The organism is Erythrobacter sp. JB3-1 (assembly GCF_057364995.1).
The window spans coordinates 570,559-587,500 of record NZ_CP200289.1; the positions used below are offsets into that span (position 1 = coordinate 570,559).

6 protein-coding genes, 1 tRNA gene and 2 rRNA genes (1 of these 9 cut by a window edge) are annotated in these 16,942 nt (G+C 57.3%); 3 read left to right on the forward strand and 6 right to left on the reverse strand.

Annotated features, from left to right (window positions below):
- Positions 1-124 precede the first annotated feature (124 nt).
- From AC0V6M_RS02765 to AC0V6M_RS02775, 3 genes are all read left to right on the forward strand, one after another.
- Positions 125-1,990: a methyl-accepting chemotaxis protein gene (locus AC0V6M_RS02765; RefSeq protein ID WP_486137346.1), complete on the forward strand. Its 1,866-nt coding sequence runs from the start codon at positions 125-127 to the stop codon at positions 1,988-1,990.
- A gap of 393 nt (positions 1,991-2,383) precedes the next feature.
- On the forward strand, positions 2,384-5,575 hold the full coding sequence (locus AC0V6M_RS02770; RefSeq protein ID WP_486137348.1) for a S8 family peptidase: 3,192 nt from the start codon (positions 2,384-2,386) through the stop codon (positions 5,573-5,575).
- A 68-nt stretch (positions 5,576-5,643) separates the two neighbouring features.
- Entirely contained in the window at positions 5,644-8,235 is a 2,592-nt protein-coding gene (locus AC0V6M_RS02775; RefSeq protein ID WP_486137350.1) for a putative bifunctional diguanylate cyclase/phosphodiesterase, read from the forward strand.
- A 28-nt stretch (positions 8,236-8,263) separates the two neighbouring features.
- Here the strand turns inward: AC0V6M_RS02775 and AC0V6M_RS02780 are convergent, their stop codons facing one another.
- The 6 genes from AC0V6M_RS02780 to AC0V6M_RS02805 form a co-directional block, all read right to left on the reverse strand.
- On the reverse strand, positions 8,264-10,930 hold the full coding sequence (locus tag AC0V6M_RS02780; RefSeq protein WP_486137351.1) for a DEAD/DEAH box helicase family protein: 2,667 nt from the start codon (positions 10,928-10,930) through the stop codon (positions 8,264-8,266).
- A gap of 129 nt (positions 10,931-11,059) precedes the next feature.
- The gene (locus AC0V6M_RS02785) at positions 11,060-13,243 is read right to left on the reverse strand and encodes a hypothetical protein (protein WP_486137352.1); all 2,184 of its coding nucleotides are present in this window, start codon (positions 13,241-13,243) and stop codon (positions 11,060-11,062) included.
- A gap of 260 nt (positions 13,244-13,503) precedes the next feature.
- Positions 13,504-15,087 (reverse strand): bifunctional AfsR/SARP family transcriptional regulator/alpha/beta hydrolase, encoded by a 1,584-nt coding sequence (locus AC0V6M_RS02790; RefSeq protein WP_486137353.1) that lies wholly within the window; start codon positions 15,085-15,087, stop codon positions 13,504-13,506.
- A gap of 278 nt (positions 15,088-15,365) precedes the next feature.
- Positions 15,366-15,442 (reverse strand) — tRNA-Met (locus AC0V6M_RS02795).
- Positions 15,443-15,541: 99 nt separating this feature from the next.
- Positions 15,542-15,656, reverse strand: a 5S ribosomal RNA gene (gene rrf, locus AC0V6M_RS02800).
- 128 nt (positions 15,657-15,784) lie between these two features.
- Positions 15,785-16,942: ribosomal RNA gene (locus AC0V6M_RS02805) — 23S ribosomal RNA — on the reverse strand; it runs 1,632 nt beyond the window's last position.

Below are 16,942 nucleotides of genomic sequence, written 5' to 3' on the forward strand. Positions count from 1 at the left end.
CGAATACTATTATTTTGCATATTCATTTTCAAATAATTTAACCTCGAACCCTTCAATGAAGGATTTATAAAGGATTTTCGTTCAGAAAATGTCCCGACGACGATCTGAGGTGGGAATTTCTGAAATGAACATGATGACGCAGCAGGATGAGCTCACGCAGCTCGCGATGCCTGAGTTTGCGCGCAAGATGGAAACAGAGATCGCAGAAGAAATTGCGAACCTCGACCATTCCACCAATCAAACTAACAATTTCCTCCTCGACAGAATTGCGTGGTTTCGCAACTTGCGGATCGCTGGCAAAATTAAGGCTGTTTTCGGCATATTCTTCGCAGTTTGCTTTGCTATGGCTGTGGTGCTTGGTGTCGAGATAGCAGAGCAGTGGAAGAGCAGCGAGACAAACAGTGAAATCAACGACGCCGTACTAGCGTCGGTTGATTTGCGCGGAACCACAGGAGAACTGCGCTACAATTCTGTCCGTTATATCTTTGGCGGTGAAGCTATCGCCTTAGAGCGGCAGCGCGACAGTTACGAAGCTGCGCAAGCACACATTGCCCAAATTGATAGCGTGATCACAATGCACGCCTCGGGAATGGCCGATCAGCTGAACCAAATTCAGACAGATTTAGTAACCTATAACTCTACATTCGAGGAACTGCGCCAGAGTCTAGAACGCGAAGGGCGCAGCGAAGCTTCGATCGCGCTCTCCTATGAGCTTTCGGATCAAGGCGATACGCTATTTGCAGACTCGCAAAGGTTCGCAATCGATCTAGCGGCTTACGGCGGGCAGGTACGCCAAACCGCGGTAGACCACTTTTTCACAATGATCGGGGTCGTCATCGCACTCGGGTGTTTTGCAGTGCTGATCCTGCTACTCGGTCTGCGTTATATGTCGCACAGCATTGGTCATAGCATCTCAGACATCACTGATGGCATGAACCGCCTGGCTAAGGGGGACCCCAATTTCGATGTACACGGTCACCACCGGGGCGATGAGATTGGGGACATGGCGAAATCGCTAGAGCTGTTCAAACGCGCCAACCGCCAAATGGAAATTTGGGGCCGTGAACGAGCGAAGCGTGCCGAAGAGCAGATCCAAGAGCAAAAGGATCGCGAGCAAGAGCGCGTCGAAAACGAGAAGCGTAAGGCAGAAATGCTCAGTGAGCTTGCCAAGCAGTTTGAGCACACGGTTGGCGATGTTGTCCAAGGCGTGGCCGCTGCGTCCAGCCAATTGCAGGTTACGGCGTCCCAAATGGCCTCTTCTGCTGAGCAATCGAGCCAGCGCACCAGCGAAGTCGTGCAAAGCATGAAAGAAGCCAATTCAGGCGCCACAGCGGCCGCGGCAGCGAGTGACGAATTCGCCCTGTCGATTGGCGAGATCAGCCGCCAAGCGACCTCTTCAAGCGAGCTCGCACGCCTGGCGACCGATGCCACCAAAGAGGCCGACACGACCATTTCAGAACTTTCAGCCTCTGCTGAGCAAGTCGGCCAAGTGGTTGAGTTGATCCAGACGATTGCGCAGCGCACCAATCTTCTTGCCCTTAACGCCTCGATTGAGGCGGCACGGGGCGGCGAAGCAGGACGCGGCTTCGCCGTGGTTGCCAGTGAAGTCAAAGAACTGGCCATGCAGACCAGCCGCGCGACCGAAGAAGTCGCGGCGCAAATCAGCGCCATGCAAGACACCACTGGCGCCAGCGTCAACGCGTTACGGGCGATTGCTGGTCAGGTCCGTGACCTGGAAAGCACCGCAGTCTCAATTGCCAGCGCAGTCGATCAGCAATCCGTTGCTGGTCAAGACCTTGCTCGCAGTATTGATATGGCTGCTCGCGGAACCGATCAGGTATCAAGCCACATTTCAGACGTGCGTGAATTGTCTCTTTCAACTGGAACCGCTGCCAGCCAAGTGCTGACCAGCGCCACAGACCTCGAGGAACAGGCCGGCAGCCTCAAAGAGCATGTTCAGGCGTTTCTAACCCGCGTTCGCGCTGGCTAACCCCTTTCGGGGAAAGAGATCCCGCTAATTTTCCCGCTTGGACACCGCTCCAAATAGAGAGCCTCAAGCCGCTTCCACTAGCCCTTTTTGGCGATCTGTAAGCCGCCATTACGATTCGTCGAAGCCAACATTCAACGCGTTTGGCGTTAAACTTAATGCGGATTAATTTTTCCTGTCGGCGATCGCCAAGAGCGGAGTTTACTCAAAATTTACCGCTGCGACGGCGCGCCTCAGCCGATCTGGCGATTCTCGTCCACAAGCGCGACCGTCTCGAAGGCCTTGGGACTTGTTAATATTTTAACCATTCACATCAATCCAAGTCCAACTGCCCCTCTGTAATTCATGCATCACGAAGGCGTGTCTGCACGCCGAATGATTGATTGGATGAATAGAATGGCTACCAAGTTTGCATCAGGAGTTGCTGGGATTGCGATAGCGGCATCGCTCGCAGCCCCTGCCTATGCGCAAGATCAAACGGTCGACGAACTTCCTGTTTTGGATGAGAAAGACCTCGTTCTTGCGAGTGAGCTGGCGGCTAGCACGCAGAGCCTGTTGCCATCAAACGTCGACACAGCAGCGCAGGACATCCTTAGCTCGCCAGCATTCGCCGCTTGGTCATCGGATCAAGCCACAGGCACTGTTGTCACCGCGTCTCCAATCAACGCGGCCATCAACACAGTTCGTCCAGCAGCCGCTCCAATCGTTAACGCCACTCTCAGCGCAAACACAGGCCGCGTGACGCTGCGAAGCATCGATCCATTCTACGGCGACATCAATCCTTTCTACGGCGACATTGGCGCATTCTACGGGGATATTGATGCATTCTACGGCGACATTAACCCGTTCTATGGTGACATCGGCGCCTTCTATGGCGACATCAATCCGTTTTACGGAGACATCAGCCCATTCTACGGCGACATTGGCGCATTCTGGGGTGATATTGATGCCTTCTATGGCGATATCGGCGCTTTCGACGCGACCAATCTGAAACTGCTGGGTGAATTCTGGGCAGAAAACAGCGCGCACATGGCCAACGCGGACGAAATCTGGGGTTCTTTACGCTATAGGACGCTGACTGACGGGCAGTTTAGACCCGTGTACGACGGCACACCTGACCGGATCCTAAATGCGCTCGGCACACTGATCGATCAGGCTGAGGCTCAATTTGGCGCAGCTTATGAAGCCGAAACCGGCGGTTCGTTCCGCGATGATTTCGTCACCGAAGTTCTGGCGCGCCACGGCGTGGATCTGAACGATAAGGTTTCACTCGCTGGCAAATCATCCAATGATCGCGCTGCATTCTTCCTCGACTGGCACGACAGCCTGATGGGCTATTCCGGAATCGATCATGTCGATCATTGGATGAATACGATCAACTGGACCCCGTCAATCACGCAGATTCAAGGTTCAGGCCGGCAGGCGGTTATCGGAGTTATTGATGGCAGCTTTGCCGCTGATGCAGACCTTGCTGACAACATTGCCTGGTCAGGCGGCGGTGCGACCTCGGTTAACGGCCACGGCGCAGGCGTAGCTAGCCTGATTGCCGCTGCGCATGACGGCGAAGGCATTTTGGGCATCGCGCCGCAGGCACAGCTCGCTACCTACAACCCATTTGATGCGGATAACACCGCGACTTGGGATGCCGTACAGCAAGGCATTGAAGAGCTTCTCTATGCCTATGTTGGCGGCAACGAAACCGGATACGTCAGTGTTGTAAACCTCTCGCTGGGCGAGAGCGGTTGGGCGGTCTCGCAAGGCTTGGCTGATGTGCTGAACAGCACTCACCTGAGACGCTACAATCATGAAACCACCTATGTCGTCGCTGCGGGTAATGATGGCATTACGCAAACAGCGGACATTGATTGGGACTATTCCAGCGACACGACCTTCATTCTGGTCGGTTCGCTTGGCCTGAATGGGGAAATCTCAAGCTTCTCCAATAGTCCGGGCAGCGCCTGCCTACTGAACAATGGGGTATGTGAGGCTGGCAATGAGCTTTACAATCGTACGGTTGTTGCACCGGGTGAATTGATCCTTGTCTCAGACGGCGAAGGCGGCGTGCTCCGCCGTTCGGGCACCTCTTTTGCGGCTCCTCTGGTATCGGGCGCGATTTCATTGCTGCACGATCGCTGGACTTGGCTCGCACGCAATCCAGAAGAGACCGCTGAGATCATCTTCCGTTCTGCACAGGATCTGGGCGCACCTGGCGTTGACGAAGTTTACGGCCACGGCCTGCTGGACGTTGCCGCATCGCAATCGCCACTCGATTTTGGTGCGCTGACATTCAAAACGCACCGGAAAATTGGCAATATCAATGTGCCTGTCATCACTCCCGTGGGCGAGCTGCTTGGCGCGGGCATCCCGCAGCATTGGGAAACTGATGGGGTGTTCATCACTGCGATTGAGCAGATCGGCAACACATACCGCGATTTTGCTATTCCGGTATCGTCCTTCACTTATGGCGGCACCACCGATGTGCTTGGGCGTGGTGAGCAACGCTTCCAGGACTTTATCAGAGGCCGGTTTGAGAAATGGCTGCTCAGCAAAGGCGCCGACAAAGACGGAGACGGCACAATTGGCGTGACCCAGGTCACATCCGCTGTTGCTCCAACCCGGGGCGCATGGACCCTGCGTTACGACATGATCGCACCGCGTCTGACCGATGCGGGCACTTATGATCCTGTCCACACCGCAGCCAGCCTGTCTGACCCTAGCGGAAAGTTCTCTTTCACTGTGGGTCATGGCCAAGGCGCGCTTTCGCTGACCGGCCAACGTTTCGGCTTGATCAGTGATCACGATCAGCATGTTGGCGGTGTGAACCCTATTTTGGGCCTGGCATCGGGCGAAGTCTTTGGTTCTGCGAGCTTCAAGCCAACGCCTTCGACCACGATCACTGCTGGTTTCAGCGAGGAACGCGAAGACTGGCAAGACATCTCAAGTGTGTCGGAACTGCAGCGTGAAATTCAGCGCAACCTTGGTGCCCGCGAAGCGCGCGCCATGACCCTCGGCGTTGAGCAGAAGGTGACAGACAATGTCTCCCTCAACGTTCAATGGACCAACCTGCGCGAGGATGACGCGCTGCTGGGTGTGCAAACATCTTCTGACGAATTCCTCGGCAATGGCTCAAAGACCAACGCAGTGACCATTTCTGCCAGCGTCAATCTTGGCCAAGGCTTCTCATTCGACCTGTCTGCAACCGGTGCTGGCACCGACGCTGCGGGCGGCCAATTCTTCGCCAACAGCAATCGTATCACCAGCACCGCTGGCCAGATCACGATGAACAAGCGCGGCCTAATAGGCAGCAATGATGTGCTGCGTGTTTCGGTCGGCCAGCCGCTAAATGTGGAATCTGGTGAGCTGGAATTTACCTCGGAACAGGTCATCGATCGCGAGACCGGCGAATTGGGTTTTGTGACCCAATCCATCGGCATCGAAACAAAACGCCGCATGACAGGGGAAATTGTTTACGCAACGCCGCTAAACAAGTCGTCGGAATTAGGATTGTTCGGTCGCTACATCAGCGATGGGGACGGGGATGACCGCCGCAGCTACGTGCTCGGCGCGAGTGTCGGCCTGCGGTTCTAATCCGATACGGCAAATAATCCGACCTTGAAGGAAACTATCGAGGCGGAACGGGGAAATAGGGGACTAACATGGGCAGATGGATCAAAGGATGGGCCGCGCTGATCGCGGCTGCATTAGCTCTCGCCATGCCGGTAACCGCCGCGGCAACTGCCGCTGCCCCTGCTGCTGACGCATTCGAAGAGACGATTGCTGAGGCCAAATCCCTGATGATGGGCGATTCCGCGCAGGCGCTAAAGCTAGCGCGCGAAGCCAAAGAACTCGTCTCCGGCGACACCCAAGCTGAAAACAAGTCACGCTTGACCGCGCAATGGCTCGAGGGCGAGGCCTTGATGCGGCTCAATCGCGGCGATGAGGCGCAAGCGATCATCGCCTCTGCGCTCACCGAAGTGGCCAAGAGCTTCCCTGGTGACAAGCTGCACGCCGATCTGCTGCGCTCACAAGCCTCTTATAAAGCACGCCAGGCTGAATATGGCGAGGCGCTGTCATTCTTCCTCGAAGCAGATGAGCGTTATAAGGCGCTGGGTGAAAACCGCAGCCGCGCAATTGTGCTGCAAAACATCGGTTCGCTCTATTCAGACGCACGAGATTATGAGCGGATGCTCGGCTATTACCGTCAGGCGGGTGAGGCTTTTCCAGAAGACAATGCCCTCGCCCTATCGGCGCACAACAACACCGGCAACGCGCTGAAACAGCTCGACCGGTTGGAAGAGGCCGAAGACGAGTTTCGTCAGGCTCTTTCGGTTGCTGGCAAAATGTCGAGCCCGCTGCTCGAAGCGCGGATCCTCACCAATATCGCTTCTACTCAGTACCGGAACGGTCAATACGCAGCGGCAGAAGACACCGCAGCGCGCGGTCTTCGTATCGCCTATGACCAAGCGCCAGAATGGCTGCCATTCCTCTACGGCGTGCGCGCACAGATTGAGCTCAGCCGTGGCGATCTAGGCCGCGCAGGTGACTATATTGGCCGCACATTTGACGGTCAGAAGCTGGATGCAACCACTCCGCTGTTCCGCGATTTCCACGATGCCGCTTACAAGATTTACTCCGCGCGCGGCGAGTACAAACTCGCTGCCGATCACTTGGCCGCCTTCCACCGGATTGAAGGCCAGGCGCAGGATCTCTCTGCGGTTGCCAACAACGCTCTCTTGGGCGCTCGTTTCGATGCGGAAAACAGAGAGCTGCGCATTTCAAAGCTATCGGCTGAGAAAGAAGCGAACGAAGCCCGCCTGACCAGTGCACAAAACCAGGTGATACTGCTCTCAGCCGTCATCGGTCTCGTCATCGCGGCCTTTATTGTCGCGCTTCTAATCCTGCGCACAGTGAACCGCAGCCGGGCCGCGATCAGCGCAGCGAACGAAAAACTCACCTACGTGACGCAGCACGACAGCCTAACCGGCCTGTTCTCACGCGATCACTTCCGCAGCCAGCTCGAAAGCGTCTCTCAAACCTGCGCAGAAACCGGCGAGCAAGGCGTGCTGATGTTGATCGATCTCGATCGCTTCAAGCAAGTGAACGATGTTTACGGCCACGCGGTGGGTGACAAATTGCTGGCAAAAGTGGCAGAGCGTTTCCGCCATGCTGCCGGTTCAGATGCAGTCATTGGCCGTTTGGGCGGCGACGAATTCGGCCTGTTTCTGCGGCCATCGACCAGCGTTGAAGAAGCGGCCGAAGTTGCAGACAAGCTCATCGCGCAAGTCGGAGAACTCTATCAGGTTGGTGATTTCGAGCTCGCCGTTGGTGCATCGATCGGTATCACAGCAATCACTGGCGGCGTATCTGACAGTGTGCTGATGACCAATGCTGACCTCGCTTTGTATGAGGCCAAGCACCGCGGCCGCGGCACCCACGTATCCTACACCAAGAGCATGCGTGACCGCCTGGAAGATCGCTCAGACCTTGAAAACGATCTATCGGCGGCGCTTGAAAACGGCCAGCTCTCGATCTCTTATCAGCCAATCATCAGCGGCGCTGACCGCGAAGTGATGGGCCATGAGGCCCTGATGCGCTGGAACCACCCAGAACGCGGTATTGTCCCGCCGAGCGTATTCATTCCAATCGCGGAGGAAGCCCTGCTGATCGAACAGCTTGGTGCTTGGATGCTGCGTTCAGCCTGCGCTGAAGCGACGAATTGGCCAGAACATGTCAAACTCACGGTCAATGTCTCATCATTGCAGCTCACCACCGGCGCTTTCCTTGCAACTGTGGTAGATGCTCTCGCTTCCAGCGGCCTTGCGCCAAACCGCCTGCTGTTGGAGCTTACCGAGACCATCCTGCTGGAAATGGACGAAGAGCTAGAGTCTCAGCTTAAGAGTCTGCGAGAGCTTGGCGTATCCTTCGCGCTCGATGATTTCGGCCGCGGCTATTCGTCGCTCAACTACATCGAGAAAATGAACTTCTCGATGATCAAGATTGACCGTGATTTTGTTCAGGCTGCCGCCGCTGGTTCGCGCAAGAGCCAAGCCGTTGTGACCGCCATTGTTTCGCTGGCACGCTCGCTTGAGATTGATGTGACAGCAGAAGGCATTGAGCAAGAAGACCAAGCCGAAGCCATGCTAGCGCTGGGTTGCTCTTGCTTCCAAGGCTTCCACTTTGGACGTCCTGAACCGGTCGCCCATGAGAGCTCGCAAGAAGACGACACATCAGCGCTGAAAGTTGCCTAACCGCCAATCGCTGAGCAGTTATTTGGCGTTAAACCCAGGCAGAACGCCGGTCGACGGATCGCTGAAAACCAGCGGCGAATGATCGCATCCGCGCGCGCAGCAAGGCCTGACGACCTTCGGCGGTGCGGGTGAAAACCAGCTCCCCGCGCGCCACCTTCTGCCGCCAGATTTTCGCGAAGGCTTCGGCGTTTTCCTTACGCCCAGCCAATGCGGCCGGGACAGCGTGGAAATCTGCGCGCAGCCGCCATCCAAGCCGCGATTTTCGCACCAAAAGATAGCGCGGGTTCTGCACGGGGCCGAGCACTTCCGCGATCCCCTCCATTACTTGCCGTTCGGTCGATCGGCTGACTTCAGACACGATCACATCCTTGCGGCCATCAATGCTGGTTCGGACGGTAATTTGCGCCTTTTCAAGCTCGTTTTCGGTCACAAGCCCCGCCTCGCCCAGGCTGGTCAGAACCGCGCTGGCTACTTCACTTAAGCTGCCCTCGAGCGACCCGTTGCGCCATGCGAGCTGCGCCGCGCGCCCTAGGCGCGGCAAACTAGCGAGTGTCGCGACACCCAGCGCGCCCATCGCAAAAATGCCAAGTCCCTCCATCGATGCGACACCGCGCAGTTGATCCGCCGCCGCAATGCCTGCGCTGCCAGTGGCGGTCCACACCAGCGACTGCAGCGTGTCAGACCAACTTAGCGCCCTTGGCGCATAATTCGGCGCGGCGGTTTCGCGCACTTGCGAGCGCGCCTCCCCTTCCCCCAAGGATTTTCGCCATTTCTGGGCGATATCAGCTCGGTCTGAAGCATAGGTCAGAGTGGCCGCATTTTGCTGCGCAATCGTCAAACTCGGATTGAGCCCGAGGCGCCCTAGCCCGCTTTCGATAAGGTGCGACGCGCCGTTCGGAATGCACTCAAACGCTCTGAACCGGCGGGCAACCACGCCGATGTCCGACGTGCGCGACGGGCCTCCATCGTTCAATGTTCCCCAATTGAGCGAGGTCTCCAGCGCTTCTGCCAGCCCACCAGTATCCGGCTCTAGCGTGGCCAAATGCCAGATGTTCGAGACCTTGCTGGGCGCTTTCGGATTGATACGAATGGCGCGCCCCCGCATCTGGTTCGACAGCATGAAAGATGCGGTGTTGCTGGCGAGGACCAGACTGTTGAGCGCTGGCGCGTCCCAACCCTGCCCGAGCAAAGACTGCGTCCCCACCAAAATCCGAATGTCTCCGCGCATGAACAGGGCGGTGATCACGCGCACCAGGTCGGCATTGCTACCGCCTGAGACCTGCAGCTCGAAATGGCCGGGACAGGCTGCGATTGGTTTTGTTCGCAGGTCAGAGGCATCAAGGCCAAGCTCACCGGCAATCACCTCCAATGCGTCCACCGCGCGCTGAGGTATGATGACCAGACTACCCGTGAGAACCGCCAGCTTGCCAGCGTTCACACCGGCTCGCCTCAAGCTTTCGAAAATGGGTACAACGCCCAGCTTGGCCGGTTTGAAGTCGTCCTCAGGGTGCTTCGGCAGCTCTCCAGCACGGATATGATCGGACAGCACAACCATGCGCAGATCATCGCCCAGCGATGCTGCCTCTGCCTCTGCGATAGCGGTGATGCTCTCTAGTTTCACCAGGCTGGATGCGAGCAGTCGGAAAACCGAGCGCGTGTGACGCAGCCGGGCTCGCCCACCCTCAATTAGGCCATGCCTCTGGAGACGGTTTTCCAACGTTTTGCGGCGTTCAGGGGAAAGCGAAAACTCGTCCTTATTCTGCGCCAACAAGCCATCGAGCAACCGCTCCAGCCAGAACAAAGAAGGCATTGGTAAATCACGCGCTGACGCTCCGAGCACCTTCAGCGGCGCTTTGGGGAGTTTTCGCCCGGCAGAACTAAGCAATATCAGCACCGCCGAGAGCATTTCGGGCGAATCGAGTATGGCCTCAATATGCGCCTTAGGAACCGTCATCCACGGATGCTGCTCCAACCAATCCAGGAATTCGGCATCTTCGCGTAGGCCGCGTTGCAAATCGCCAATCGCCTGCCTGCGGCGGTCCAGCAAAGCGAGCGCGTCTTCGGTGGGTTCGGATAGAATCAAATGGTCTTGATGCGGGCACAGGTCGCCATTGCGGACCAGCTCTGGAATGCCGATTTCCAAATCGATCGACCCGCACAAATCCTCATAACGGCGCCACTCGGCAAAGCTCGCATCATAGGGCGGCGTCGCGGTGAGCGCGACGATGGTGACGTCTTTGAGTTCTCGCCGCAGCCGGTCCAAGCAATCCCACCAAGCACGGCGCAAATGATGCGCCTCATCCAGAACCAGCGTCAATGGCCCATGCGCATTGAGGTTCTCAATCAGCGAGGTCAGATCGTCGCTGCGCCGAAAGCTATCCAGCGATTGATAGGTCGAAAGGGTCAGCGTGGCGGGGTCCGAAAGATCGCGCGAAATTTCATCATCGCCCGGAATCGCGCTCATAAACAACGGCGACAACCGCTCGCGCCATTGATCGCGGATCGCAAGGCTGGGCGCAAAGACCAGCGCTGGCTTTCCCAGCCTGCGGACGATCTCCAACCCAAGAATGGTTTTACCCGCACCGGGCGCTGCAACCACGTGCAACCTGTCGTCGGCAAGATGGTCATGCATCTGCTGAAGAACACGCGCCTGATAGTCACGCCAGTCGCCTGAAAAATGCATCCGATCGAGCATAGGGTGCGGCTATAGGACAATGCCTGTTTTGGCAAAATTGTAGTTTTGAAGGTAGAAAGGGCGCCCCGTTAAGAGGCGCCCTTTGTTTAGGCCTAGAAATTCGAACAGGCCTACGAGTTGCAACTAGGCTCAGAACCCAAATGCCACGCCAGCTTGGGCCACGACGGAGCCGTCACCCGTATTGCCAGCGACCCCTGCGCCAATCGCAAAGCTGTCACTCACACGGCCAGTGAAGCTCGCGGCAAAGCCCTGCTGACCGCGATAGGTCGCGATATTGCCTGCGATAGTGAAGGCCTTGTCCGGCATGGCGATGGCGCTGCCTAGTGCAGCAGCAGCCGCGATCCCGCCGCTGGTGCTATCACTCAGCTCTTCAAGACGGAAATCGAGATCTTGCACCCGCCCGCTAAGCGCATCAAACTGCGCGGTGGAGACCTGCGCGACGGCGTTCAGCGCGACACGCACGTTGTCGACCGAAGCGGCGGTGGCCACGCTCTGACGGCCCAGCGTGCCGTTGGCGTCCACCGTCACCGCATCCACAGGGCCAACCTGAGCGGCTGTGCTGGCATCAATGTCTCCAATGCGTACCGATGAACCGGTACCGCCCAGCGTCACTTGGTTGGCCGCTGTTGTGGTCGCCCCTGCGCCGATCGCAGTTGAGCCTTCTTGATTGACAAACGCACCATTGCCTAGCGCCAGTGCATCGGCAGCCTGCGCCCGGGAACTCCCCCCGATAGCAATCGCACCAGCAATGGTTGCACGGGCATTGCCGCCAATCGCCGTTGCCTCCGCGCCGCGAGCAAAGGTGCTGTTACCCAGTGCAAAGGCATCATCGCCGCGCGCCACAGCACCCTCGCCCAGCGCAGTTGCGCCCACCGATTCGGCCAAAGCGCCCGTACCCACTGCCAAAGCGCTCACCCGGGTTGCACTCGCGCCTGAACCAATCGCAATCCCGTTGTCTTGCTGAGCACTCGCATCCGTACCCAGCGCAACCGACGATGCGCCTAAGGCCTGCGCTCCAGAAGCTCCGGCAAAGCTGCCCTCGCCACCTGAAACCGCATCCGCGCCCAGCGCAATGGCATTCGCAGCCGTCGCCTGCGCGCCCTGCGTATCGCCATCCGCGCCATCACCGCCAATCGCAATCGAGCCTATCTCGGTAGCGTCGACTTGGTCGCCGATAGCAATGGCATTCTCGCCACTACTTGATGCACTATTACCAAGGGCAATGGCAGCTCGTGCGGTTGCCAGAGCGTCATTGCCAATCGCCGTTGCATTTTCATCTGCGGCAAAAGCACTTGAACCCAGCGCGATCGCACCTTGTCTGGTGGCACCAGCGCCGGCCCCCAAGGCCACACTTACCGATCCTGAAGCGGATGCCGTTCTGCCGGCGGCAAAGCTCAAAAACCCGCTGGCAACGGCCTCCTGACCCAATGCGATTGCCCTGTCCCCAGTGGCCTGGGCACCCAAACCCTGGATATCTGTAGAGCCTCCGCCAATAGCGATCGAACCCAAGCCAGATGCAATTGTATCGAGGCCGCCGGCAAAGCTGCCGACGCCGCTGGCCACAGCCTCTGCCCCTACGGCTGTCGCGCCTAATGCCGTTGCTTGTGCCCCAGGCCCGTCTTCTGATCCAAAGCTTCCGCCGAGAGCGGTCGCGCCAGTTGCGGTCGCGGATGAATTGAAACCGACTGCCAGCGAGATCAAGCCGCTTGCGTCGGCTCCCGCCCCAAAGGCGGCTGCGCCGTCTCCTGTTGCACTGCTGCCCAAACCGACACTTATCCCAAATGTCCCGGAAGCAAGAGACCTTGCGCCAAGCGCGACGGTTTGTATGCCTTCTGCGACTGCATCCAGCCCGATTGCCACCGCGCTATTCGACGTCGCCTGTGCCCCCAGCCGGTCTGAATCAAGTCCATTGCCGCCAATCGCGATGGCGCCAGTCTGCGTCGCGCTGGCCGCATTGCCCAGCGCCACCGCTTCATTTGCCGCCGCATTGGCGCTGGAGCCGACAGCGGTTGAGCTAAGCCCGCTCGCGCTGGCGACATGGCCGATGGCTGTCGTTTCAAAGCCATTGGCAGACGCATTTGCACCAAGGGCTGTTGTTCGGCCCGAACCTGCCTGCGCACCGACACCGCAAGCAAGCGCTGTGTCTTCACTCGCATTGCCATCCGCGCCGCCATCATTGTCGGTTCCTTCATCGACAACGCCATCGTCATCACGGTCGAGCAGGCAAGTCTCGGCCTGCACAGGTGCGGGTTGGAAGCTGAGCGCGGCGATCGTTGCTGCGGCTGCGGTCGAAAGTAGAGTGGTCTTTTTCATTGTCATGTTCCCTGTCTTGTGTGTGTTGTTCACATTCAAGACGAGGCGCTTTTGGTTGCTGCCCATATAGGAGAGCGGCCCAATGAGGCGTGACCGATTGGAAGGGTCGTACGATAACCAATCAGCCACACCTCACCGGCAGGGCGCCTCGTCTTCACGACAGGTGATGACAGGCGACCGTTGTAATGAGCGTTGTAAAAAGCGTTGTAATTTGCGTTTTTGGCCACTTTTTTTGCGAAAATTGGGCTTTTTTTGGATTTTCAGCCGGATTTCAGAAAATCTTGGACCAATTCCACGAATCGGGTCGAAGCCGATTCGCGGCCCAACAGCAGATGATTCTGGCTCTCAACGCTGGCCGGCTGCGCACCCGGAATTCGTGATGCGATGGATCGCCCTGTTGCAAACGGGATCCGCATGTCCCCGCGGCTATGAACGACCAGCGTGGGACACTGCACCTTCGCCAAGTCATCCCGAACATCGATGGTTGAAAACGCCTCTAGAAACCGCACGGCGTTTTCTGCCGATGTGGTGAGGCGTTGAAACTCGTCGAACCAGTCGAGCTCTTCCGGGCTCGCATCGGGCATGAAGGTGCGCGAGAAAACGTGGCGGTAGGCTGGATTGTCCATGCCCCATCCGGTTTCGGTCAATACCATTACAGCTTCGCGTTCGCGCACTTGCTCCGGCGTTGCATCAAAACGCCACCCCTGATCATAGGCGCCGAACAGGATAAGCTCAGAAACCCGCTCTGGATGCAGCGCCGCATATCGGATCGACACGGCGGCCCCCTGGCTGATCCCCAGCAGAGGGAAACGCTCCAACCCAGCGGCGTCCACGACACGCTCCAAGTCTTCGACGAATTTGTCGAAAGTGATCTCGTCCACATCCCAGTCGGACAGGCCGCACCCGCGCTCATCATAGCGTACGAAATTATGCGACTTGGATAGCTCTTTGAACAGAGGGCTCCATACCGGAGCGTCCCAATCCAGCTCCAAATGGTTCAGCCAATTGGCCGCTTTCACCAATGGCGGATTGGCCGCATCACCCACACTGGCCCAGGCGATCGAGACACCGTCACCGCTATCAACAAAACGAATTTGCTGTTCTTCGGGCGCCAGCAAATCGCGCGGTGTGACGATCGCTTCGCTAGGTTCCTCAGTCAGCTCAAAAACGGGTGGCTCGACGTCTGCTTCTGCGAACGTCTTGCGCAAATGGCCGACTAGCCCTGTTGCTGCAGCCCGGCCCGCAGCATGGTATTTGGTCTCAAATGCGGTGAAAGCGGCCCCGCGCGAATAAGGTGCCAAGCGTAGCCAGCGTTCCGCCCATTTGTCCCGCGTCTGCCATTGCAATTGACCATCCCGCGCAAACCGTTTGGCCACACCTACGCGCAGCCTCACATAATCCTGACGGTATCCCTCAAGCCAAGTCATAAAGTCGGGCTGGTTGGGCAGTTCGCAATCGGCAAGCGGCAGGCCAGAGGTCGCCTTCCAAATCTTGTCCGCTTCCTTTTCCGTCTTGTGGCCACGATTGCCCAGGTCGTTCAGCTCGTCCTTGTCAAAAAGGGCCTGGCTGCCGTCGAACCACATCTCGTCCCGATTGGAATTGACCGGCTCATATCCGTCAGCGTTAAGCAGGGTCCGCAATTTCGAGAGCGACCAGCGTAGCCCCGCGAGCGGATCATCGGTGTTGTCCCAAAACAGCTCGCACAGGTCGCGCCGCGAGTGCTTTTTGCCTGTGATCGCCAGATAAGCCAGCAAAGCGCGCGACTTACGGGAGGATGGGAGCTCAAGCGCCGCGCCGTGACGCCGGATCTCGAACGGCCCGAATGTCTGAATCTCAAGCACCATGGCTTGTTGCAACCCTGATTTGCGCACCCTCAACATCTGAATAGCAAGCGGACAGGCGGGTCAAGCGCCTAGCGCGAGCAACTCATCGCTTGGAAGCTGAACGTGACCGGCGCGTCGAGCTAAGCAAAGAACGCTCCGCCCTTTTCTTCGCACACTGAACATTACCACTATGGCGACAATTTGCGAAAGCGGCGTGAACGCTTACCAGCATAGCCCAAACGCAAAAAGCCCCACTGGCGACAATGAGGCTGAGTTATCATGGGTTTTCAATCTTGCGATGGTTGCGGGGGTTGGATTTGAACCAACGACCTTCAGGTTATGAGCCTGACGAGCTACCGGACTGCTCCACCCCGCGGCACCGTTTGACGTCGTTAGAGACGTCAAAAGGGCTGTCCTTGACGGATCAGCCCTTTGACTAGTGAATGGGTTTGTCCCGCAATCCGCAAGCTACAATGCCTGGCAGCGACCTACTCTTCCATGCCTTAAGACATAGTACCATCGGCGCTATCTGGTTTCACGGCCGAGTTCGAGATGGGATCGGGTGGGTCACAGACGCTATGACCACCAAGCAATGAAGCTTGCGGAAAACGGGTTTAAATCGATGCACTTGGTTTAGTGTTCTTGGGCGTATCTGGCCTGAGAAATTCTCTACCAATCAATGAAAGCCACGCAGGGCTGACGTTGATGGTGCAGATTCTACAAGCGCGAACAGAACTATTAGGACTGGTTAGCTACACGCATTACTGCGCTTCCACACCCAGCCTATCAACGTAGTGGTCTACTACGGTTCGATGATACCTAATCTCAAGGGAGGCTTCCCGCTTAGATGCTTTCAGCGGTTATCCCGTCCATACATAGCTACCCAGCGGCACTCCTGGCGGAATGACTGGTACACCAGAGGTATGTTCACCCCGGTCCTCTCGTACTAGGGGCAACTCCTTTCAAGTATCGACGCCCACGGCAGATAGGGACCAAACTGTCTCGCGACGTTCTGAACCCAGCTCACGTACCACTTTAATTGGCGAACAGCCAAACCCTTGGGACCTGCTCCAGCCCCAGGATGTGATGAGCCGACATCGAGGTGCCAAACACTGCCGTCGATATGAGCTCTTGGGCAGTATCAGCCTGTTATCCCCGGCGTACCTTTTATCCGTTGAGCGATGGCCCTTCCACGAGGGACCACCGGATCACTATGACCGACTTTCGTCTCTGCTCGACCTGTCGGTCTCGCAGTCAGGCATGCTTATGCCATTGCACTCTCGCAGCCGGTTTCCAACCGGCCTGAGCATACCATTGCGCGCCTCCGTTACTCTTTAGGAGGCGACCGCCCCAGTCAAACTACCCGCCATAGAGGGTCCCTGGTCCGGATAACGGACCTAGGTTAGACATCAGAAAACAACAGGGTGGTATTTCACAGGTTGGCTCCACTCGGACTGGCGCCCAAGTTTCAAAGCCTCCCACCTATTCTACACAGTTCTTTCCTAATGCCACTCTAAAGCTGCAGTAAAGGTGCACGGGGTCTTTCCGTCTAACCGCGGGTACTCCGCATCTTCACGGAGAATTCAATTTCGCTGAGCATATCCTGGAGACAGTGGGGAAGTCGTTACGCCATTCGTGCAGGTCGGAACTTACCCGACAAGGAATTTCGCTACCTTAGGACCGTTATAGTTACGGCCGCCGTTTACTTGGGCTTCAATTCGGAGCTTGCACTCCTCCTCTTAACCTTCAAGCACCGGGCAGGCGTCAGACCCTATACGTCGTCTTGAAGCCGACTTAGCAGAGTCCTGTGTTTTTGATAAACAGTCGCTACCCCCTGGCCTGTGCCCCCTGATAAGAGTTGCCTCAAATCAGGGCC

Bases quoted from the DNA above. Each gene is read 5' to 3' on its own strand.
- AC0V6M_RS02765 (WP_486137346.1), top strand. From the start codon at position 125: ATGAACATGATGACGCAGCAGGATGAGCTCACGCAGCTCGCGATGCCT.
- AC0V6M_RS02770 (WP_486137348.1), top strand. From the start codon at position 2,384: ATGGCTACCAAGTTTGCATCAGGAGTTGCTGGGATTGCGATAGCGGCA.
- AC0V6M_RS02775 (WP_486137350.1), top strand. From the start codon at position 5,644: ATGGGCAGATGGATCAAAGGATGGGCCGCGCTGATCGCGGCTGCATTA.
- AC0V6M_RS02780 (WP_486137351.1), bottom strand. From the start codon at position 10,930: ATGCTCGATCGGATGCATTTTTCAGGCGACTGGCGTGACTATCAGGCG.
- AC0V6M_RS02785 (WP_486137352.1), bottom strand. From the start codon at position 13,243: ATGAAAAAGACCACTCTACTTTCGACCGCAGCCGCAGCAACGATCGCC.
- AC0V6M_RS02790 (WP_486137353.1), bottom strand. From the start codon at position 15,087: ATGGTGCTTGAGATTCAGACATTCGGGCCGTTCGAGATCCGGCGTCAC.